Source organism: Yersinia mollaretii ATCC 43969 (genome assembly GCF_013282725.1).
Classification (GTDB): domain Bacteria; phylum Pseudomonadota; class Gammaproteobacteria; order Enterobacterales; family Enterobacteriaceae; genus Yersinia; species Yersinia mollaretii.
In genome coordinates, this window is record NZ_CP054043.1 from 1,795,864 (window position 1) to 1,815,649 (window position 19,786).

Consider the following 19,786-nt stretch of genomic DNA (forward strand, 5'->3'; position numbering starts at 1 on the left):
TGAAGTTGTAAAGAAAAGTAAAAGGCCGCATGCGGCCTTTTATCAGAACAAAGTGCATGGCACCTTTTCTCTAAAACAAGCGTCATTAACGCGGTAAAATAATTTTGCGCTCTTTCGCTGGGCGATAAAGCACTAAAATATTACCGATGATTTGGACGTTAACGGCACCGGTTTCACGCACGATGGCATCAGCAATTAGGGCTTTGGTTTCACGCTCTTCAGCAGTGATCTTCACCTTAATAAGTTCATGATGTTCCAGCGTTTGTTCGATTTCAGCCAGCACACCTTCGGTTAATCCGTTATTGCCCAGCATCACTACTGGTTTTAACGGATGGGCCAAGCTTTTCAGGTGCTGTTTTTGTTTGTTATTCAGATTCATCGTCTTTTTTGCTTAAGTTGGGATTGAAAACGGTTCATTCTACCGCCATCTCATGTGTATCACCAAATCGGTCTACGTCGATGGGGAGTTTACGCGAGCTAAGCAATAGATGCGCGGGCTCTTAATTAAGATAGTTGGAAAAATAGATGTCTAATAAAAAGCGTTCGGGTAGCTCCAGTCGCTGGTTGCAAGAACACTTTAGCGATAAATACGTCATTCAGGCACAGAAAAAGGGGCTACGCTCCCGCGCCTGGTTTAAACTTGATGAAATACAACAGAACGATAAACTTTTTAAGCCCGGTATGACAGTTGTCGATTTAGGCGCTGCACCCGGTGGTTGGTCCCAATATGCTGTAACTCAGATTGGTGCTAAAGGGCGGGTCATCGCATGTGATCTTCTACCAATGGATCCTATCGTTGGTGTCGATTTCCTTCAGGGCGACTTTCGTGATGAACTGGTCCTGAAAGCTTTACTTGAGCGTGTTGGGGATAAAAAAGTTCAGGTGGTCATGTGTGATATGGCCCCGAATATGAGTGGTACTCCGGCAGTCGATATACCTAAATCAATGTATCTGGTTGAATTAGCTTTAGAAATGTGTCGTGATGTACTTGCACCAGGTGGAAGTTTCCTGGTGAAGGTGTTCCAGGGAGATGGCTTTGATGAATACCTACGGGAAATTCGCTCCCTATTTACGAAAGTTAAGATTCGTAAGCCAGACGCTTCTCGTGCGCGATCGCGTGAAGTGTACATTGTAGCGACAGGGCGGAAACTGTAGTACCCTAACGCTGTTTGTTAACACAGTTGTAATATGAGGTTAATCCCTTGAGTGACATGGCGAAAAACCTAATTCTCTGGTTAGTTATTGCAGTCGTACTGATGTCTGTATTCCAGAGCTTTGGACCCAGCGAATCGAATGGCCGTAAAGTGGATTACTCTACTTTCATGTCCGACGTAACCCAAGAGCAGGTTCGTGAAGCACGTATCAACGGACGAGAAATCAACGTCAGTAAAAAAGATAACAGCAAATATACGACTTTCATTCCAGTCAACGATCCAAAGCTGTTAGATACCTTATTGACTAAAAATGTGAAAGTTGTTGGTGAGCCACCGGAAGAGCCGAGCTTGCTGGCCTCTATCTTTATTTCTTGGTTCCCAATGCTGTTGTTGATTGGGGTCTGGATCTTCTTTATGCGTCAAATGCAGGGCGGCGGTGGCAAAGGGGCAATGTCCTTTGGCAAGAGCAAAGCCCGAATGCTGACCGAAGATCAGATAAAAACGTCTTTTGCTGACGTGGCTGGTTGTGACGAAGCAAAAGAAGAAGTCAGTGAACTGGTTGAATATCTGCGTGAACCAAGCCGTTTCCAGAAATTGGGCGGTAAGATTCCGAAAGGCGTGTTGATGGTCGGTCCTCCAGGGACAGGTAAAACCTTGCTGGCGAAAGCTATTGCGGGCGAAGCTAAAGTGCCATTCTTCACCATTTCCGGTTCTGACTTTGTAGAGATGTTTGTTGGTGTGGGCGCATCCCGTGTCCGTGACATGTTTGAGCAGGCTAAGAAAGCCGCGCCTTGTATCATCTTTATCGATGAAATCGATGCGGTAGGCCGTCAACGTGGTGCGGGTCTGGGTGGTGGTCATGACGAACGTGAACAAACCCTGAACCAAATGCTGGTTGAGATGGATGGCTTTGAAGGTAACGAGGGCATCATCGTCATCGCGGCAACTAACCGTCCAGACGTTCTTGACCCAGCTTTGCTGCGTCCAGGCCGTTTCGACCGTCAGGTTGTGGTTGGTTTACCGGATGTCCGTGGTCGTGAACAGATTCTGAAAGTCCACATGCGCCGAGTGCCATTAGATACCGATATTGATGCTTCCGTTATCGCTCGTGGTACACCTGGTTTCTCTGGTGCTGATCTGGCGAACTTGGTCAACGAAGCTGCATTGTTTGCCGCTCGAGGGAACAAGCGCGTTGTTTCAATGGTTGAGTTTGAGAAAGCGAAAGACAAAATTATGATGGGTGCGGAACGTCGCTCCATGGTAATGACAGAAGCACAGAAAGAATCTACGGCATACCATGAAGCAGGACACGCGATCATTGGTCGTCTGGTTCCTGAACATGACCCAGTGCATAAAGTGACCATTATTCCGCGTGGTCGTGCGCTGGGTGTGACCTTCTTCTTACCAGAAGGTGATGCGATTAGTGCTAGCCGTCAGAAATTGGAAAGCCAGATTTCTACCTTGTATGGTGGCCGACTTGCTGAAGAGATCATTTATGGCCCGGAAAAAGTATCTACCGGTGCATCGAATGATATCAAGGTTGCGACGTCTATCGCGCGTAACATGGTGACACAGTGGGGCTTCTCCGAGAAGCTGGGGCCATTGCTGTATGCTGAAGAAGAGGGCGAAATATTCCTTGGCCGTTCTGTGGCAAAAGCCAAGCATATGTCCGATGAAACAGCGCGTATTATCGATCAGGAAGTTAAATTGCTCATCGAGCGTAACTACCAGCGCGCACGTAAGCTGCTGTTAGAAAACATGGATGTTCTGCATTCCATGAAAGATGCGCTGATGAAGTATGAAACGATTGATGCACCACAGATTGATGACTTGATGAATCGCAAAGACGTTCGCCCGCCAGCGGGTTGGGACGATGCAGCCAAAACTAAATCATCTGACAACGACACTACGCCAAAGGCACCTACGGCGGTTGAAGAACCTCGTACGCCAACGTCGGGCAATACGACGTCAGGCAATACAAATAGTATGCCAGAGCAGTTGGGCGATAAATAAGTCAACAGTTGGCATCTAAAAGCGTTGTGATTAATATAAACCTCGGGCTTGCCCGGGGTTTTTCTTTTTCTATCGGTTATTCTTTATTTTATCGATATACCACCAAAGTGAATTGCCACTTTTAAGGCGTGAACGCATGCATTTAACTGCCAGAGATCGAGTTTTGGATCTCTCTCACCCACAAGTTATGGGTATCTTGAATGTCACTCCAGATTCGTTTTCGGATGGCGGATATCACAACAATCTCGATAAAGCATTACAACATGCTCAACTGATGTTATCAGCAGGTGCTACGCTGATTGATATTGGTGGTGAGTCCACGCGCCCTGGTGCTGTGGAAGTCAGTGAGCAAGAAGAGCTTGAGCGAGTTGTGCCTGTAGTCGAAGCACTGGCGAACCGCTTTGATGTTTGGCTATCTGTCGATACATCGAAAGCTGCGGTAATAACAGAATCAGCTCGTGCTGGTGCTCACTTGATCAATGATATTCGTTCATTACAAGAACCCGGTGCACTTGAAGCGGCGGCCCAGAGTGGGTTACCGATATGCCTAATGCATATGCAAGGGCAACCGCAAAGTATGCAACAATCACCCTATTACGACGACTTACTGGCCGATATAAATCAGTTCTTTGAGCACCATATTGAACGTTGTGTTGCGGCCGGTATCGCAAAAAACAAATTGTTACTCGACCCAGGCTTCGGTTTCGGTAAAAATCTGGCGCATAATTACCAACTCTTGGCACGTTTAGCAGAACTTCATCATTTTGAATTGCCATTGTTGGTGGGAATGTCGCGAAAATCGATGGTGGGCCAACTACTCAATGTTCCGCCACAACAGCGGGTTATCGGGAGTGTCGCTTGCGCTGTCATTGCAGCAATGCAGGGCGCGCAAATTGTCAGAGTGCATGATGTCAAAGAAACCGTCGAGGCGATGCGTATCGTCGAGGCAACACTTTCAGCGAAGGGATAGAGATATATTATGAGCGACCGTAAATACTTTGGCACAGATGGCATTCGCGGCAAAGTGGGTGAGAGTCCAATTACGCCTGATTTTGTATTAAAGCTTGGCTGGGCTGCCGGCAAGGTTCTGGCTCGACATGGTTCTCGTAAGATTATTATCGGTAAAGATACGCGTATTTCAGGCTATATGCTGGAGTCAGCGCTTGAGGCTGGCTTGGCAGCAGCCGGGTTATCAGCATCATTCACCGGCCCGATGCCAACGCCTGCGGTTGCTTATCTAACCCGAACCTTCCGTGCTGAAGCGGGGATCGTCATTTCAGCTTCCCATAACCCTTTCTATGACAACGGCATCAAATTCTTTTCAATTGATGGCACTAAGCTGCCTGATGATGTTGAAGAGGCGATTGAAGCAGAAATGGAGAAACCATTAACCTGCGTAGAATCCGCTGAATTAGGTAAAGCAAACCGTATCGTTGATGCCGCTGGCCGTTACATCGAATTCTGTAAGGGAACATTCCCAAGCGAACTCAGTTTGAATGAGTTGAAGATCGTGGTCGATTGCGCTAATGGGGCAACTTATCACATCGCACCAAGTGTACTACGTGAACTCGGTGCGACAGTGATCACTATTGGTTGTGAGCCGGATGGCATGAACATCAATGAAGAGTGTGGTGCCACTGATGTCCGCTTGCTACAACAGCGTGTTCTTGCCGAAAGCGCGCATGTTGGTCTGGCATTTGACGGTGATGGTGATCGGCTGATGATGGTCGATCACTTAGGTAACAAAGTCGATGGCGACCAAATTCTCTATATTATTGCCCGTGAAGGTTTACGCCAAGGGCAGCTTAAAGGTGGTGCAGTTGGCACACTGATGAGCAATATGGGCCTGCAACTGGCGCTGAAAGAGCTAGGCATTCCATTTGTTCGTGCCAAAGTGGGCGACCGCTATGTACTTGAAGCGATGCAGGAAAAAGGCTGGCGCATTGGCGCTGAAAACTCAGGTCATGTGATCCTGTTGGATAAAACGACTACTGGCGACGGTATTGTTGCTGGTTTGCAAGTGCTTACCGCGATGGTACGCAACCATATGAGCCTGCATGATTTGTGCAGCGGCATGAAGTTATTGCCACAAATCTTGGTGAATGTGCGTTTCTCTGGTGAGCATAACCCACTAAAATCAGATAGCGTTGAAGAAGTTACTCGCCAAGTTGAAAAAGAACTGGGTGATCGTGGCCGAGTGTTACTGCGCAAATCAGGGACCGAGCCATTAATCCGAGTTATGGTTGAAGGCGATGCCGAAGAGTCACTGATTGCCGAAATGGCTAACCGAATTGCTGATGCTGTGAAAGCGGCAGGTTAATCAATTTTTTGGGGGAGGGGTTATTCTTCCCCCTGAAAAATAGGTCGAGGTTGAATAACTTGACGCTTTTTTCTGCAAATAGAACGGTGTAATGAAATTGCCCTTGCGTGTACTAGACGCTTTGGTTAGTATTCACACCCGCTTAAGTGGGTGAATAAGTCCCCCGCTGATGGGTGAGAAGCATTTAGCATGCGGTGAACCCGCAAGGATACAGGTACAACTATGTACGAAGCTCTTCTGGTATTTTTCTTGCTGATTTCGATTGGGCTAGTCGCTCTGATCATGTTGCAGCAAGGTAAAGGCGCGGATATGGGAGCCTCATTCGGAGCGGGTGCATCTGCAACTCTGTTCGGTTCGAATGGTTCCGGTAACTTTATGACCCGTATGACGGCTGTATTGGCGGCGTTATTCTTCGTCATTAGCTTGATTTTGGGCAATATGAGCACCAACCAGGGCCAAAAAGGCAGCGAGTGGGAAAACCTGGGTCAGCCAGCAAAAACTGAGCAGACTACAGCTCCGGCAGCACCAATCACGCCGAGTAGCGATATCCCGAAATAGTTTTTTAAAAGCAGTCAGTAGTAAAAGACAAAAAGAAAGTTTTAAGATGGTTGCAACGACTTAAATTGTAAAAACAACCATTTAAATCAGTGCCGGGGTGGTGGAATTGGTAGACACGCTACCTTGAGGTGGTAGTGCCCGATTGGGCTTACGGGTTCAAGTCCCGTCCTCGGTACCAAATAAGTCAGATAACTTGCTTTTTAGTCTTGATCAACGTAATATTTGCCACGTTTTCGGACGCGGGGTGGAGCAGCCTGGTAGCTCGTCGGGCTCATAACCCGAAGGTCGTCGGTTCAAATCCGGCCCCCGCAACCACTTTCCTAAAGTGTTTTTTTTCAAATGTTGTATTCGGTAGACCTCAGATACTTTCGATTTCAATTTGAAAAAAATACTTGTCAGAAAGTTGCACCGAAGCCGCTTTGCGGCAAACAGGGTCCAGTTGCATAAAGCCCCGAATTTCGGGGTTTTTTGTTATTTGACAGCAAAATCACTGGGCTATTAGGCCCTTTTTTTATGTCTTGGGGGTGGGCTTGTCCACATTAGAACAAAAGTTAACAGAGATAATTTCAGCACCGGTTGAGGCCTTAGGCTACGAATTAGTCGGCATCGAGTTCATCCGGGGGCGCCAATCGACGCTACGAATCTATATTGATAGTGACGACGGAATCACTGTTGATGCTTGTGCTGATGTCAGCCACCAGGTCAGCGCTGTCTTGGACGTAGAAGATCCCATTACAGTAGCTTACAACTTAGAAGTTTCCTCTCCGGGCCTTGATCGCCCCATGTTCACTGCTGAACACTATACTCGTTACCTCGGTGAAGAAGTCACTCTGGTTTTGCGTATGGCAATGCAGAACCGCCGTAAATGGCAGGGCATTATCAAAGCCGTTGATGGTGAAATGATCACGGTTACTGTGGATGGAAAAGATGAAGTGTTCGCGCTGAGCAACATCCAGAAAGCGAATCTGGTACCCCACTTTTAAAGTTTGGATGAGGCAACTAGGATGAACAAAGAGATTCTGGCTGTTGTAGAAGCAGTTTCCAATGAGAAATCCCTTCCGCGCGAGAAGATTTTTGAGGCGTTGGAAACCGCTCTAGCGACAGCGACCAAGAAAAAATACGAACAAGAAATTGAAGTTCGCGTCAGCATTGACCGTAAAACCGGTGATTTCGACACTTTCCGTCGTTGGGTCGCTGTTAACGAAGTCACGATGCCAACACGTGAAATTACGTTAGAAGCGGCTCAGTACGAAGACCCATCGCTCCAGTTGGGCGATTATGTCGAAGACCAGATTGAATCTGTGACTTTTGACCGCATTACCACTCAAACCGCCAAACAAGTTATCGTACAAAAAGTACGTGAAGCTGAACGGGCCATGGTTGTTGAGCAGTTCCGTCAGTACTTGGGCGAGATTGTCACGGGTATAGTGAAAAAAGTTAACCGTGACAGTATTGCGCTGGATCTGGGTAACAACGCTGAAGCCGTTATTGGCCGTGAAGACATGCTGCCGCGTGAAAACTTCCGTCCAGGTGACCGTATCCGTGGCGTTCTGTATGATGTACGTCCAGAAGCTCGCGGTGCTCAGTTATTTGTCAGCCGTTCACGTCCTGAAATGCTGATCGAACTGTTCCGTATTGAAGTGCCGGAAATCGGCGAAGAATTGATCGAAATTAAAGCGGCTGCCCGTGATCCGGGTTCGCGTGCTAAAATTGCGGTCAAAACCAACGACAAACGTATCGACCCTGTCGGTGCTTGCGTCGGGATGCGTGGTGCCCGTGTTCAGGCTGTTTCTAGCGAACTTGGCGGCGAGCGCATTGATATTGTATTGTGGGATGATAATCCAGCCCAGTTTGTTATTAACGCCATGGCGCCAGCTGATGTTGCGTCTATTGTTGTTGATGAAGACAGACACACGATGGATGTTGCCGTTGAAGCCAGTAACCTGGCACAGGCAATTGGCCGTAACGGCCAGAACGTACGTTTAGCAGCACAATTGAGTGGCTGGGAACTGAACGTAATGACGGCGGACGATCTTCAGGCGAAACATCAGGCCGAGGCTCATGCCGCTATTGATACCTTCACCAAATATCTTGATATCGATGAGGACTTTGCCACTGTGTTGGTAGAGGAAGGTTTCTCTTCTCTGGAAGAGTTGGCTTACGTGCCAATGAAAGAACTTCTGGAAATCGATGGTCTTGACGAAGATACGGTTGAAGCGCTGCGTGATCGCGCCAAAGCTGCATTGACCACGCTGGCCCTGGCACAAGAAGAAAGTCTTGGCGACCAAAAACCCGCTGATGATCTGCTGAACTTGGCGGGTCTGGAACGTAGCATGGCATTCAAATTGGCTGCGCGCGGTGTGTGTACGCTGGAAGATCTTGCCGAGCAGGGTATCGACGATCTAGCAGATATTGAAGGGCTTAGCGATGAGCAAGCCGGCGAGCTGATTATGGCCGCACGTAATATCTGTTGGTTTGGCGATAACGCGTAATAAACTGTAGCAGGAAGGAACAGCATGACAGATGTAACCGTAAAATCACTGGCCGCTGAGATTCAGACACCAGTTGATCGCCTGGTACAGCAATTTGCTGATGCAGGGATCAACAAATCTGAAGTAGACTCAGTTACCCAGCAAGAAAAAGAAACATTGCTGGCGCACTTAAACCGTGAACACGGCAGTGCGCCTAATAAACTCACGTTGCAACGCAAAACGCGTAGCACCTTGAATATTCCGAGCACCGGCGGAAAAAGTAAATCGGTGCAAATCGAGGTCCGCAAGAAACGCACTTATGTAAATACGCCGGAAGCTGAACAAGCGAAAGCGGAAGAGCAGGCACAGCGTGAAGCGGAAGAGCAGGCACAACGTGAAGCGGAAGCAGCAGCGCAGAAAATCGCTGAAGAAAAAGCTAAACGTGCGGCCGAAGAACAAGCCAAACGTGAGGCCGCTGAAAAAGCTAAACGCCAAGCAGCGGAAAAAGAAAAAGTGACGAATCAACAAACCGACGAAAAAACCAAGCCAGCTCAGACTGATAAAGCACGCCGTGAAGCTGAAGCTGCCGAGCTGAAACGCTCAGTAGAAGAAGAGACACGCCGTAAGGTCGAGGAAGACGCTAAACGCGTTGCTGAGGAAGCCCGTAAGATGGCAGCCGAAAACGAAGGTAAATGGCCAGAACCTGTGGCAGAACAAACCGAATCTGCTGACTACCATGTCACCACCTCACAACATGCACGCGCCGCAGAAGATGAAAACGACGCCAAAGTTGAAGGTGATCGCCGTAGCCGTACTCGTGGTGGAAAGGCAACCAAGCAGAAAAAAGGCAATAAACTCTCAGAGTCTAAAGCAGACCGCGAAGAAGCTCGTGCTGTTGGCCGTAAAGGCAAACGTAAACCAAGCACATTGCAGCAGAGCTTCAACAAGCCTGTTGTTGCGGTTAACCGCGATGTAGTCATTGGCGAGACTGTAACTGTCGCTGAATTGGCGAATAAAATGGCTGTAAAAGGCTCTCAGGTCATCAAAGCGATGATGAAACTGGGCGCAATGGCAACCATTAATCAGGTTATCGACCAAGAAACAGCACAGATGGTTGCTGAAGAAATGGGCCACAAAGTCATCCTGCGTCGTGAAAACGAGCTGGAAGAAGCACTGATGAGTGACCGTGATACTGGCATTGAAGCTACTGCCGAGCACCGCGCACCCGTCGTAACCATCATGGGCCACGTTGACCACGGTAAAACCTCTCTGCTGGACTACATCCGCTCCACGAAAGTGGCGTCAGGTGAAGCTGGCGGTATTACTCAGCACATCGGTGCTTATCACGTTGAAACTGAAAACGGCATGATCACCTTCCTGGATACCCCAGGACACGCCGCGTTTACTTCAATGCGTGCCCGTGGTGCCCAGGCAACGGACATCGTGGTACTGGTTGTTGCAGCTGACGATGGCGTGATGCCACAAACTATCGAAGCTATTCAGCATGCCAAAGCGGCGAAAGTGCCGGTTGTGGTTGCAGTGAACAAGATCGATAAACCAGAAGCTGATCCAGACCGCGTTAAAACCGAACTGTCTCAGTACGGTATCCAGCCAGAAGAGTGGGGCGGTGACTCTCAGTTCATCAACGTATCTGCGAAAGCCGGTATCGGTATTGATGAGTTGCTGAACGCGATCCTGTTGCAAGCTGAAGTTCTGGAGCTGAAAGCGGTTCGTACTGGCATGGCAAACGGTGTTGTTATCGAATCCTTCTTGGATAAAGGCCGTGGCCCTGTTGCTACCGTGCTGGTTCAACAAGGTACATTGAACAAAGGCGATATCGTACTGTGTGGCTTCGAGTATGGCCGTGTACGTGCGATGCGTGATGAGTTAGGCCGTGATATCACGTCTGCGGGTCCATCTATCCCCGTTGAGATTCTGGGCCTGTCCAGTGTTCCTGCTGCGGGTGATGAAGTGACTGTTGTTCGTGACGAGAAAAAAGCCCGTGAAGTTGCACTGTATCGTCAGGGCAAATTCCGTGAAGTTAAGCTGGCTCGTCAACAGAAATCCAAGCTGGAAAACATGTTTGCTAACATGACCGAAGGCGAAGTTTCTGAACTGAACATCGTAATCAAGTCTGACGTTCAGGGCTCTTGTGAGGCTATCTGCGACTCACTGGAAAAACTGTCTACCGATGAAGTGAAAGTCCGCATTGTCGGTTCAGGCGTGGGTGGTATCACAGAAACTGATGCAACACTGGCTGCTGCTTCTGGCGCGATTATCCTTGGCTTTAACGTTCGTGCTGATGCTTCAGCGCGCCGTGTGGTAGAAACCGAAGGTCTGGATCTGCGTTACTACTCAGTCATTTATAGCCTGATTGATGAAGTTAAACAGGCGATGAGCGGTATGCTGGCACCTGAGTACAAACAGCAAATCATTGGCTTGGCTGAAGTACGTGATGTGTTTAAATCACCGAAATTCGGTGCTATTGCAGGCTGTATGGTTACTGAAGGTGTGATTAAGCGTAATAATCCAATCCGTGTTCTGCGTGACAACGTAGTTATCTATGAAGGCGAGCTGGAATCTCTGCGCCGCTTCAAAGATGACGTTAACGAAGTGCGTAATGGCATGGAATGTGGTATCGGCGTTAAGAACTACAACGACGTCCGTACTGGTGATGTAATCGAAGTCTTCGAAATTATCGAAATCAAACGTACTATCGATTAATCGCCTCAGATCTGCTTATATCCATTTGGGGGGCCTTGGCCCCCCAACTTGTCTGGAGAATCCAAATGGCAAAAGAATTCAGCCGTTCTCAGCGTGTTTCGCAGGAAATGCAAAAAGAGATCGCACTCATCTTACAGCGTGAAATCAAAGACCCGCGTGTTGGCATGGCTACCGTATCAGGTATCGAGCTGTCGCGTGATTTGGCTTACGCTAAAGTTTTTGTGACCTTTTTGAACGTATTAACCGATAACGCAGATCCGGATACGGTAAAAAATGGCATTAAAGCACTGCAAGATGCCTCCGGTTATATCCGCACTTTGCTGGGTAAAGCGATGCGTCTGCGTATCGTGCCAGAACTGACCTTCGCTTATGACAACTCTCTGATTGAAGGGATGCGGATGTCTAACTTGGTGACGAACGTTATCAAAAATGATGTAGAACGTCAGGTTAATCCAGGTAGCGACGAGGAGAAGTAATGGGTCGTCCACGTCGTCGCGGCCGTGACATTAACGGCGTTCTGTTATTGGATAAGCCGCTGGGCCTCTCCTCTAATGACGTTTTACAGAAAGTAAAACGCCTCTTTAGCGCGAACCGCGCAGGGCATACAGGTGCGCTTGATCCACTGGCAACCGGTATGCTGCCTATCTGTCTGGGCGAAGCGACCAAATTTTCCCAATTTTTGCTGGATTCAGATAAACGCTACCGCGTAGTCGCTCGTTTAGGGCAACGTACTGATACTTCGGATGCCGAAGGTGCGTTAATCAGCGAGCGAGAGGTCAACGTGACTCAGGCTCAGATGGATGCTGCTCTGGAGAGTTTCCGTGGCGATAGTCAGCAAATTCCATCTATGTATTCTGCGCTCAAGCACCAAGGTAAACCGTTGTATGAATATGCCCGTCAGGGGATTGAAGTAGAGCGTGAAGCCCGCAGTATTACAGTGTACGAATTGCTCTTTATCCGCTGGGAAGGCAACGATCTTGAGCTGGAAATTCACTGTTCCAAAGGCACTTATATTCGCACCATCATTGATGATTTGGGTGAGTTGTTAGGTTGCGGCGCACATGTCAGTTATCTGCGTCGGTTGCAAGTGGCCACTTACCCGAGTGACCGCATGGTGACTTTAGAACAGCTAAAAGCCATGGTTGAAACGGCTCAGGCAGAGGAGCGTTCACCAAATCCAGAACTGGATATTCTGCTGCTCCCGATGGACAGTGCAGTATTAAACTTCCCTGAAGTCAATCTGTTACCCGCAGTAGCTGCCTATGTTAAACAGGGGCAACCGGTGCATGTATCTGGCGCTCCTGATGAAGGAATGGTCCGTATCACTGAAGGCGAAGAGCGCAATTTTATTGGTATTGGCACTATCGCAGAAGATGGTCGAGTTGCACCGAAACGTTTGGTTGTGGAATACACCGAGTAGGGTCTAGCGGCCTTTCTTGCGATCCCGTGGCTCAAAGAGTAGAATAGTGCGGCTTACATATTGGGTTGCTGAATTAGAGATCGGCGCCTGTCTTAATTTATCTATATATTTGGAGTTGTATCATGTCTCTAAGTGTTGAAGCGAAAGCTAAAATTGTTGCTGACTTCGGTCGCGGTGAAAATGACACCGGTTCAAGCGAAGTTCAGGTTGCTCTGTTGACTGCTCAAATTAACCATTTGCAAGGTCACTTCTCCGAGCACAAAAAAGATCACCATAGCCGTCGTGGTCTGCTGCGTATGGTATCCACGCGTCGTAAGCTGCTGGACTACCTGAAGCGTGAAGATGTAGCACGTTATGCTTCCCTGATCGAGCGTCTGGGTCTGCGTCGCTAAGTCTGCGAGTTTCGGGAAAAAGGGGCCAATAGGCCCCTTTTTTCTAAGAAGCAATGATAAAATACGTTAGTATATTGTTATTATTATATAAGATTTAAAAATAGGATCTTCCGGTGCAGAGGTTCGCGCGGCTAATGAGAGACTTTAACTCAATGAGGGTTAAGGATTGTCATTAGTCGCGAGGATGCAGTGTGAAGGTAATAGTGACAGGTGGATGAGATCGTCAATACGATCCGGCACCGCATAGTATAAGGATACTATTTTGCTGACTCCGATTATTCGTAAATTCCAGTACGGCCAACATACCGTCACCATCGAAACGGGCATGATGGCTCGTCAGGCAACTGCTGCTGTTATGGTAAGCATGGACGACACCGCAGTATTCGTGACTGTTGTTGGCCAAAAGAAAGCTAAACCAGGCCAGAGCTTCTTCCCGCTGACGGTTAACTATCAGGAGCGTACTTACGCTGCTGGCCGTATCCCAGGCAGCTTCTTCCGTCGTGAAGGCCGCCCAAGTGAAGGCGAAACACTGACTTCACGTCTGATTGACCGTCCAATTCGTCCACTGTTCCCAGACAGCTTCCTGAACGAAGTTCAGGTGATCGCGACTGTTGTTTCTGTTAACCCACAAGTTAACCCAGACATCGTGGCACTGATTGGTGCTTCAGCTGCATTGAGCCTGTCAGGTATTCCATTCAACGGCCCAATCGGTGCTGCTCGCGTTGGTTTCATCAACGACCAGTATGTGCTGAACCCAACGACCGACGAACTGAAAGAGAGCCGTCTGGACTTGGTTGTTGCTGGTACTGCGGGCGCAGTATTGATGGTTGAATCTGAAGCAGATATTCTGTCTGAAGATCAAATGTTGGGCGCGGTTGTCTTCGGCCATGAACAACAACAAGTTGTGATTGAAAATATCAACGCTCTGGTTGCCGAAGCCGGTAAACCTAAGTGGGATTGGCATGCTGAGCCAGTTAACGAAGCGCTGCACGCGCGTGTTGCTGAGCTGGCTGAAGCTCGTCTGGGTGATGCATACCGCATTACTGAGAAACAAGAGCGCTATACTCAAGTTGATGCGATCAAAGCTGATGTGACTGAAGCATTGCTGGCACAAGACGAATCTTTGAATGCTTCTGAAATTCAGGACATTCTGGGCGATGTTGAGAAAAATGTCGTTCGTAGCCGAGTATTGCGTGGCGAACCGCGTATCGATGGCCGCGAAAAAGATATGATCCGTGGTCTGGATGTGCGTACTGGCGTATTACCACGCACTCATGGTTCTGCATTGTTCACCCGTGGTGAAACTCAGGCACTGGTTACGGCCACACTGGGTACTGCACGTGATGCGCAAAATATTGATGAGCTGATGGGTGAGCGTACTGACTCATTCCTGCTACACTATAATTTCCCTCCATATTGTGTTGGTGAAACCGGTATGGTTGGCTCACCTAAGCGTCGTGAGATTGGCCATGGCCGTCTGGCGAAACGTGGTGTGTTGGCAGTCATGCCAAGCCCGAGCGAGTTCCCTTATACTGTTCGTGTGGTTTCTGAAATCACCGAGTCTAACGGTTCTTCCTCAATGGCTTCTGTTTGTGGTGCTTCTCTGGCCCTGATGGATGCAGGCGTGCCAATTAAAGCCGCTGTTGCGGGTATCGCGATGGGTCTGGTTAAAGAAAATGAAAACTTTGTGGTCCTGTCTGACATTCTGGGTGACGAAGATCACTTGGGCGACATGGACTTTAAAGTAGCCGGTAGCCGTGACGGTATCACCGCACTGCAGATGGACATTAAAATTGAAGGTATCACCCGCGAAATCATGCAGGTGGCTCTGAATCAGGCCAAGGGTGCGCGTCTGCACATTCTGGGTGTGATGGAACAGGCTATCAGCACACCTCGTGGTGATATCTCTGAGTTTGCTCCACGTATCTACACCATGAAAATCAATCCTGAGAAAATCAAGGATGTGATCGGCAAAGGTGGTTCTGTGATTCGTGCGCTGACTGATGAAACAGGCACCACGATTGAAATCGAAGATGATGGTACCATTAAGATTGCAGCAACCGACGGCGACAAAGCAAAACACGCTATTCGTCGCATTGAAGAAATTACCGCTGAAATCGAAGTGAACCGTATCTATGCGGGTAAAGTGACGCGTATCGTTGATTTCGGTGCATTTGTGGCAATCGGCGGCGGTAAAGAAGGTCTGGTTCATATTTCTCAAATCGCTGACAAGCGCGTCGAGAAAGTGACAGATTACCTGCAAATGGGCCAGGAAGTGCCAGTTAAAGTAATGGAAGTTGATCGCCAGGGTCGTATCCGCCTGAGCATCAAAGAAGCCACTACTCCTGACGCAGAAGCTCCGGCACCAGAAGCAGCAGAGTAATAAAGTATTCCATAGCCCCTGACTTATGAGTGAGGGGCTATGTTATCTCAAGGGCCGGATGCCCTTGTGTTAAACAAATGGATGAAAGGATATTTATCCAATGTTTGTCTTCGGGAGTAGGAAATGAAGCCTTTCTTGCGCTGGTGTTACGTTGCGACAGCACTCATGCTGGCAGGATGCAGCAACCATGATTGGCGTAAAGACGAGGTGTTGGCTATCCCGTTGCAACCGACGTTGCAGCAGGAAGTGATTCTGGCACGCATGGAACAAATCCTTGCAAGTCGGGCACTTACGGATGATGAGCGCGCACAGCTTTTATATGAGCGCGGAGTGCTGTATGATAGCCTCGGGCTACGGGCACTAGCGCGAAATGATTTTTCGCAAGCGTTAGCTATTCGTCCTGATATGCCAGAAGTTTTTAACTATCTGGGCATTTATTTAACGCAGGCAGGCAATTTTGATGCTGCCTATGAAGCGTTTGATTCTGTACTAGAGCTTGATCCAACTTACAATTACGCGCGTTTAAACCGGGGTATCGCTCTTTATTATGGCGGTCGACTCCCGTTGGCGCAGGATGATCTGCAGGCGTTTTATCAAGACGATCCAAATGATCCCTTCCGTTCGTTGTGGCTGTATCTGGTGGAAAGAGAAATCGATCCCAAGACAGCGGCAGTAGCGTTACAACAACGCTATGAAAAATCGGACAGAGGGCAATGGGGATGGAATATTGTCGAATTCTACTTGGGCACGATCAGCGAAAAAACGCTGATGGAAAGGCTCAAAGCAGATGCAATGGATAACACTTCGCTCGCTGAGCATCTCAGTGAAACTGACTTCTATTTAGGTAAACATTACCTAAGTCTGGGGGACAAGGACACCGCTTCGGCGCTGTTCAAACTGACGGTAGCTAACAACGTTCATAACTTTGTTGAGCACCGCTATGCATTGTTGGAATTGGCGCTTTTGGGCCAAGAACAAGACGACCTATCGGAATCGGACCAGCAATAGCTGACGAACAACTATCAGCCTGATATACCTTGGTTTTTACCAACGTTAATCACCCTAACAGGTGATGGCCTTTTTGTTCGTTTTATAATCTAATTTGAGCCGGTTCACACTTTTCAATGAAAATGACTGAAAATTTTCTCGACGAGTTATGTAGACTGGCTGCCATTATTAATGAGGCACGTGTACATGACTACTGAGCTTGAAACCTCTTTTGCTGATCTGGGGCTGTCCGCTCCTATTCTTTCCGCTCTAACTAGCCTTGGTTATGAAAAACCATCGCCAATCCAGTTAGAATGTATCCCACACCTGTTAAACGGCCGTGATGTTCTCGGCATGGCACAAACAGGCAGTGGCAAAACAGCCGCGTTTGGTCTGCCGCTGTTACACAATATTAAAGCTGAGCTGAAAGCCCCACAGGTTCTGGTATTAGCACCGACCCGTGAGTTGGCTATTCAGGTCGCCGAAGCACTCTCTAGCTTCTCTAAAGACATTAATGGCGTCAACGTAGTGGCCCTGTACGGTGGCCAGCGTTATGACGTTCAATTACGCGCTTTGCGCCAAGGTCCACAAATTGTTGTTGGCACCCCAGGTCGTCTGCTTGACCACCTGAAACGCGGCACCCTTAACTTGTCCAACCTGAGCGGTTTAGTGTTGGATGAAGCAGATGAAATGCTGCGCATGGGCTTTATCGAAGACGTTGAAACTATCATGGCGCAGATCCCGGCTGAACATCAGACCGCGCTGTTCTCTGCAACTATGCCAGAAGCGATTCGCCGTATTACCCGTCGCTTCATGAAAGATCCACAGGAAGTGCGCATTCAGTCCAGTGTCACTACCCGCCCGGACATCAGCCAGAGTTTCTGGAGAGTGGGTGGCGGTTATAACAAAAAAGAAGCGTTGGTTCGTTTCTTGGAATCTGAAGATTTCGACGCAGCCATCATCTTCGTGCGTACCAAAAACGCGACGCTGGAAGTTGCAGAAGCCTTGGAACGCAGCGGTTATAGCAGTGCCGCACTGAACGGCGACATGAACCAGTCTTTACGTGAGCAGACACTGGATCGCCTGAAAGATGGCCGTCTGGATATTCTGATCGCCACTGACGTTGCGGCTCGTGGTTTGGACGTAGAGCGCATCAGCTTGGTAGTAAACTATGATATCCCTATGGATTCAGAGTCTTATGTTCACCGTATCGGCCGTACCGGTCGTGCGGGCCGTGCGGGTCGTGCGTTGCTGTTCGTTGAGAACCGCGAACGTCGCCTGTTGCAGAACATTGAACGCACCATGAAACTGACTATCCCAGAAGTTCAGTTGCCGAATGCCGAACTGCTGGGCGAACGTCGCTTAGCGCAGTTTGCTGCTAAAGTTGGCCAACAGCTGGAAAGCAGTGATTTGGATCTGTACCGTGCATTGCTGGCTAAACTGCAACCAGAAGAAGAGTTTGATCTCGAAACGCTGGCTGCTGCGCTGCTGAAAATGGCACAGGGCGAACGTCCTCTGATTCTGCCACCAGAAGCACCTCGTCGTCCGCAACGTGAATTCAATTCTCGTGATGACCGTGGGAGCGATCGTGGTAATGATCGTGGCCGTGACCGTGGTGACAGCCGTCGTGAGCCTCGCGCTGATAGCCGTGATGGTGGCGAGCGTCCAGCACGTCGCGAACGCCGTGATGTTGGTGAGATGGAGCTGTACCGCATTGAAGTGGGCCGTGATGATGGTGTTGAAGTTCGTCATATCGTTGGCGCTATCGCTAACGAAGGTGATATCAGCAGCCGTTATATCGGTAACATCAAGCTGTTTGCTTCTCACTCAACTATCGAGCTGCCAAAAGGTATGCCGGGCGAAATGTTATCTCACTTCACCCGTACCCGTATCCTGAACAAGCCGCTGAACATGCAGCTGTTGGGTGATGCACAGCCACACGAACGTCGTGAGCGTCCAGCCGGCGGTAACGGTGGTGAGCGTCGTGGCGGTCCTCGTGCTGCAGGTGGTGAACGTCGTGATGGCGCAGGTGCTCCTCCTCGTCGTTCATTCGGCAGCGACCGTGCTCCAGCTGGTAATGGTGGTGGTGAACGTCGTGGTAGCCGTGATGGTCAGCGTTCAGCTGCACCACGTCGTGATGATGCTGCTGCACCTGCCGCAGCGCCAGCACGTCGTCGTTTCGGTGATGCATAACTCTTAGTCATCCCTGATGATTAAACGTAAAAACCAGCCCTCGGGCTGGTTTTTTTATGTCTGCAATTCCTTGCCAGAGAGTGGGTTACAAGCGGTCAACCGGCTGCAAGTCTTGCTGTAAACCTGCGACTATCTCGAAGGAGTGTAGCCGTGCTTGATGATCAAAAATTTGACCATTGATCATCAACTCATCGGCTTGAGTCTCCCGCAATAGGGACTGTAGCCCATGCCGTACTTTGCTTTTATCGCCAATGATGGATAAGCGCAGCGCCTGATCGACACCAAACAGTTCCGCTGGCGAGCAAATTTTCTCCATCTCTTCCACTGGCGGCGGTAACTGGCCCGGCGTACCACGGCGCAGGCTGACAAACTGCTGCTGCATTGAGGTAAACAGGAAGCGGGCATCACGCTCACTGTCTGCGGCCACCACGTTGACACACACAATGGCGTAAGGTTTTGAGCATTGTGCTGATGGCTTAAAGTTCTCCCGATAGAGGGAGAGTGCTTGAAATAGCATGTCGGGCGCGAAGTGGGAGGCGAAGGCAAACGGTAGGCCCATGGCGGCGGCGAGTTGCGCACTGTACAGGCTTGAACCCAGCAGCCACAACGGGACATGTAAACCTTGGCCCGGTACGGCTTGTACCCCTTGCCCTGGCTGCACTTCAGCAAAGTAATTTTGCAACTCGCGCACATCAGATGGGAAGTTATCCACCTCACCAGACAGATGACGGCGCAGTGCCATCATGGTGCGCTGATCACTGCCGGGCGCACGGCCCAGACCGAGGTCGATACGATCAGGGTAGAGGGAGGCGAGGGTGCCAAACTGCTCGGCAATCACCAGTGGCGAATGGTTAGGCAGCATAACACCACCAGAACCCACGCGGATGGTGTGAGTGCCACCGGCTATATAGCCAATCAGCACCGAGGTCGCCGCACTGGCAATGCCTGTCATATTGTGGTGTTCGGCGAGCCAGTAACGGTGATATCCCCATTTTTCAGCATGTTGTGCTAAATCTAACGAAGCATGGAAGGCATCCCGCGCAGTTTTACCCAGCGCTATCGGTGATAGGTCGAGCACCGACAGGGGGATTGTATTTTTATCAGTGATAGAAACAGTTTGATCAGTCATAGAATCGTCCATCTTAACCTTATGTCGAGTCGCTTGAAGGGC

General features: G+C 49.2%; 17 protein-coding genes and 2 tRNA genes. 17 read left to right on the top strand and 2 right to left on the bottom strand.

Annotated features, from left to right (window positions below; translation table 11 throughout):
• Window positions 1–85 precede the first annotated feature (85 nt).
• Window positions 86–379: a ribosome assembly RNA-binding protein YhbY gene (gene yhbY / locus HRD69_RS07995; RefSeq protein ID WP_004389225.1), complete on the bottom strand. Its 294-nt coding sequence runs from the start codon at window positions 377–379 to the stop codon at window positions 86–88.
• Window positions 380–525: 146 nt separating this feature from the next.
• Between yhbY and rlmE the strand changes: the two genes are divergently transcribed.
• From rlmE to HRD69_RS08080, 17 genes are all read left to right on the top strand, one after another.
• On the top strand, window positions 526–1,155 hold the full coding sequence (gene rlmE, locus HRD69_RS08000; RefSeq protein ID WP_004875419.1) for a 23S rRNA (uridine(2552)-2'-O)-methyltransferase RlmE: 630 nt from the start codon (window positions 526–528) through the stop codon (window positions 1,153–1,155).
• A 56-nt stretch (window positions 1,156–1,211) separates the two neighbouring features.
• On the top strand, window positions 1,212–3,167 hold the full coding sequence (ftsH, locus tag HRD69_RS08005) for an ATP-dependent zinc metalloprotease FtsH (RefSeq protein ID WP_004875418.1): 1,956 nt from the start codon (window positions 1,212–1,214) through the stop codon (window positions 3,165–3,167).
• Window positions 3,168–3,303: 136 nt separating this feature from the next.
• Window positions 3,304–4,137, top strand: coding sequence for a dihydropteroate synthase (folP, locus tag HRD69_RS08010; RefSeq protein ID WP_004875417.1), 834 nt, complete (start codon window positions 3,304–3,306; stop codon window positions 4,135–4,137).
• A gap of 9 nt (window positions 4,138–4,146) precedes the next feature.
• The gene (gene glmM / locus HRD69_RS08015; protein ID WP_004875416.1) at window positions 4,147–5,487 is read left to right on the top strand and encodes a phosphoglucosamine mutase; all 1,341 of its coding nucleotides are present in this window, start codon (window positions 4,147–4,149) and stop codon (window positions 5,485–5,487) included.
• Window positions 5,488–5,709: 222 nt separating this feature from the next.
• Window positions 5,710–6,045: a preprotein translocase subunit SecG gene (gene secG / locus HRD69_RS08020; protein ID WP_032814619.1), complete on the top strand. Its 336-nt coding sequence runs from the start codon at window positions 5,710–5,712 to the stop codon at window positions 6,043–6,045.
• A gap of 91 nt (window positions 6,046–6,136) precedes the next feature.
• A tRNA-Leu gene (locus HRD69_RS08025) sits at window positions 6,137–6,223 on the top strand.
• Between the two features lie 60 nt (window positions 6,224–6,283).
• Window positions 6,284–6,360, top strand: a tRNA-Met gene (locus HRD69_RS08030).
• 215 nt (window positions 6,361–6,575) lie between these two features.
• Window positions 6,576–7,028: a ribosome maturation factor RimP gene (rimP, locus tag HRD69_RS08035; protein WP_002222054.1), complete on the top strand. Its 453-nt coding sequence runs from the start codon at window positions 6,576–6,578 to the stop codon at window positions 7,026–7,028.
• Between the two features lie 21 nt (window positions 7,029–7,049).
• The gene (gene nusA, locus HRD69_RS08040; protein WP_004875413.1) at window positions 7,050–8,537 is read left to right on the top strand and encodes a transcription termination factor NusA; all 1,488 of its coding nucleotides are present in this window, start codon (window positions 7,050–7,052) and stop codon (window positions 8,535–8,537) included.
• Between the two features lie 24 nt (window positions 8,538–8,561).
• Window positions 8,562–11,240, top strand: a complete 2,679-nt coding sequence (infB, locus tag HRD69_RS08045) for a translation initiation factor IF-2 (RefSeq protein WP_004875412.1) — start codon at window positions 8,562–8,564, stop codon at window positions 11,238–11,240.
• 65 nt (window positions 11,241–11,305) lie between these two features.
• Window positions 11,306–11,716 (top strand): 30S ribosome-binding factor RbfA, encoded by a 411-nt coding sequence (gene rbfA / locus HRD69_RS08050; protein WP_005175393.1) that lies wholly within the window; start codon window positions 11,306–11,308, stop codon window positions 11,714–11,716.
• Window positions 11,716–12,660 (top strand): tRNA pseudouridine(55) synthase TruB, encoded by a 945-nt coding sequence (truB, locus tag HRD69_RS08055; RefSeq protein WP_004875411.1) that lies wholly within the window; start codon window positions 11,716–11,718, stop codon window positions 12,658–12,660. Before rbfA ends, truB begins: the two co-directional genes overlap by 1 nt.
• 122 nt (window positions 12,661–12,782) lie before the next feature.
• Entirely contained in the window at window positions 12,783–13,052 is a 270-nt protein-coding gene (rpsO, locus tag HRD69_RS08060; RefSeq protein WP_004875409.1) for a 30S ribosomal protein S15, read from the top strand.
• 262 nt (window positions 13,053–13,314) lie between these two features.
• Window positions 13,315–15,435, top strand: a complete 2,121-nt coding sequence (gene pnp, locus HRD69_RS08065; protein WP_004875408.1) for a polyribonucleotide nucleotidyltransferase — start codon at window positions 13,315–13,317, stop codon at window positions 15,433–15,435.
• A gap of 123 nt (window positions 15,436–15,558) precedes the next feature.
• On the top strand, window positions 15,559–16,443 hold the full coding sequence (nlpI, locus tag HRD69_RS08070; protein WP_032814615.1) for a lipoprotein NlpI: 885 nt from the start codon (window positions 15,559–15,561) through the stop codon (window positions 16,441–16,443).
• A 122-nt stretch (window positions 16,444–16,565) separates the two neighbouring features.
• Window positions 16,566–16,640 carry a protein YrbN gene (yrbN, locus tag HRD69_RS20830; RefSeq protein WP_223499600.1) on the top strand — a complete coding sequence of 25 codons (75 nt, stop codon included), beginning with the start codon at window positions 16,566–16,568 and terminating at the stop codon, window positions 16,638–16,640.
• Window positions 16,630–18,615, top strand: coding sequence for a DEAD/DEAH family ATP-dependent RNA helicase (locus tag HRD69_RS08080; protein WP_032814612.1), 1,986 nt, complete (start codon window positions 16,630–16,632; stop codon window positions 18,613–18,615). Before yrbN ends, HRD69_RS08080 begins: the two co-directional genes overlap by 11 nt.
• A gap of 85 nt (window positions 18,616–18,700) precedes the next feature.
• Here the strand turns inward: HRD69_RS08080 and HRD69_RS08085 are convergent, their stop codons facing one another.
• The gene (locus tag HRD69_RS08085; protein ID WP_032814611.1) at window positions 18,701–19,756 is read right to left on the bottom strand and encodes a luciferase-like monooxygenase; all 1,056 of its coding nucleotides are present in this window, start codon (window positions 19,754–19,756) and stop codon (window positions 18,701–18,703) included.
• Window positions 19,757–19,786 lie beyond the last annotated feature (30 nt).

What these genes read in the sequence shown, in the direction of transcription:
- yhbY (WP_004389225.1), bottom strand. Translation starts at nt 379, where the DNA reads ATGAATCTGAATAACAAACAAAAACAGCACCTGAAAAGCTTGGCCCAT.
- rlmE (WP_004875419.1), top strand. Translation starts at nt 526, where the DNA reads ATGTCTAATAAAAAGCGTTCGGGTAGCTCCAGTCGCTGGTTGCAAGAA.
- ftsH (WP_004875418.1), top strand. Translation starts at nt 1,212, where the DNA reads ATGGCGAAAAACCTAATTCTCTGGTTAGTTATTGCAGTCGTACTGATG.
- folP (WP_004875417.1), top strand. Translation starts at nt 3,304, where the DNA reads ATGCATTTAACTGCCAGAGATCGAGTTTTGGATCTCTCTCACCCACAA.
- glmM (WP_004875416.1), top strand. Translation starts at nt 4,147, where the DNA reads ATGAGCGACCGTAAATACTTTGGCACAGATGGCATTCGCGGCAAAGTG.
- secG (WP_032814619.1), top strand. Translation starts at nt 5,710, where the DNA reads ATGTACGAAGCTCTTCTGGTATTTTTCTTGCTGATTTCGATTGGGCTA.
- nusA (WP_004875413.1), top strand. Translation starts at nt 7,050, where the DNA reads ATGAACAAAGAGATTCTGGCTGTTGTAGAAGCAGTTTCCAATGAGAAA.
- infB (WP_004875412.1), top strand. Translation starts at nt 8,562, where the DNA reads ATGACAGATGTAACCGTAAAATCACTGGCCGCTGAGATTCAGACACCA.
- rbfA (WP_005175393.1), top strand. Translation starts at nt 11,306, where the DNA reads ATGGCAAAAGAATTCAGCCGTTCTCAGCGTGTTTCGCAGGAAATGCAA.
- truB (WP_004875411.1), top strand. Translation starts at nt 11,716, where the DNA reads ATGGGTCGTCCACGTCGTCGCGGCCGTGACATTAACGGCGTTCTGTTA.
- rpsO (WP_004875409.1), top strand. Translation starts at nt 12,783, where the DNA reads ATGTCTCTAAGTGTTGAAGCGAAAGCTAAAATTGTTGCTGACTTCGGT.
- nlpI (WP_032814615.1), top strand. Translation starts at nt 15,559, where the DNA reads ATGAAGCCTTTCTTGCGCTGGTGTTACGTTGCGACAGCACTCATGCTG.
- HRD69_RS08080 (WP_032814612.1), top strand. Translation starts at nt 16,630, where the DNA reads ATGACTACTGAGCTTGAAACCTCTTTTGCTGATCTGGGGCTGTCCGCT.
- HRD69_RS08085 (WP_032814611.1), bottom strand. Translation starts at nt 19,756, where the DNA reads ATGGACGATTCTATGACTGATCAAACTGTTTCTATCACTGATAAAAAT.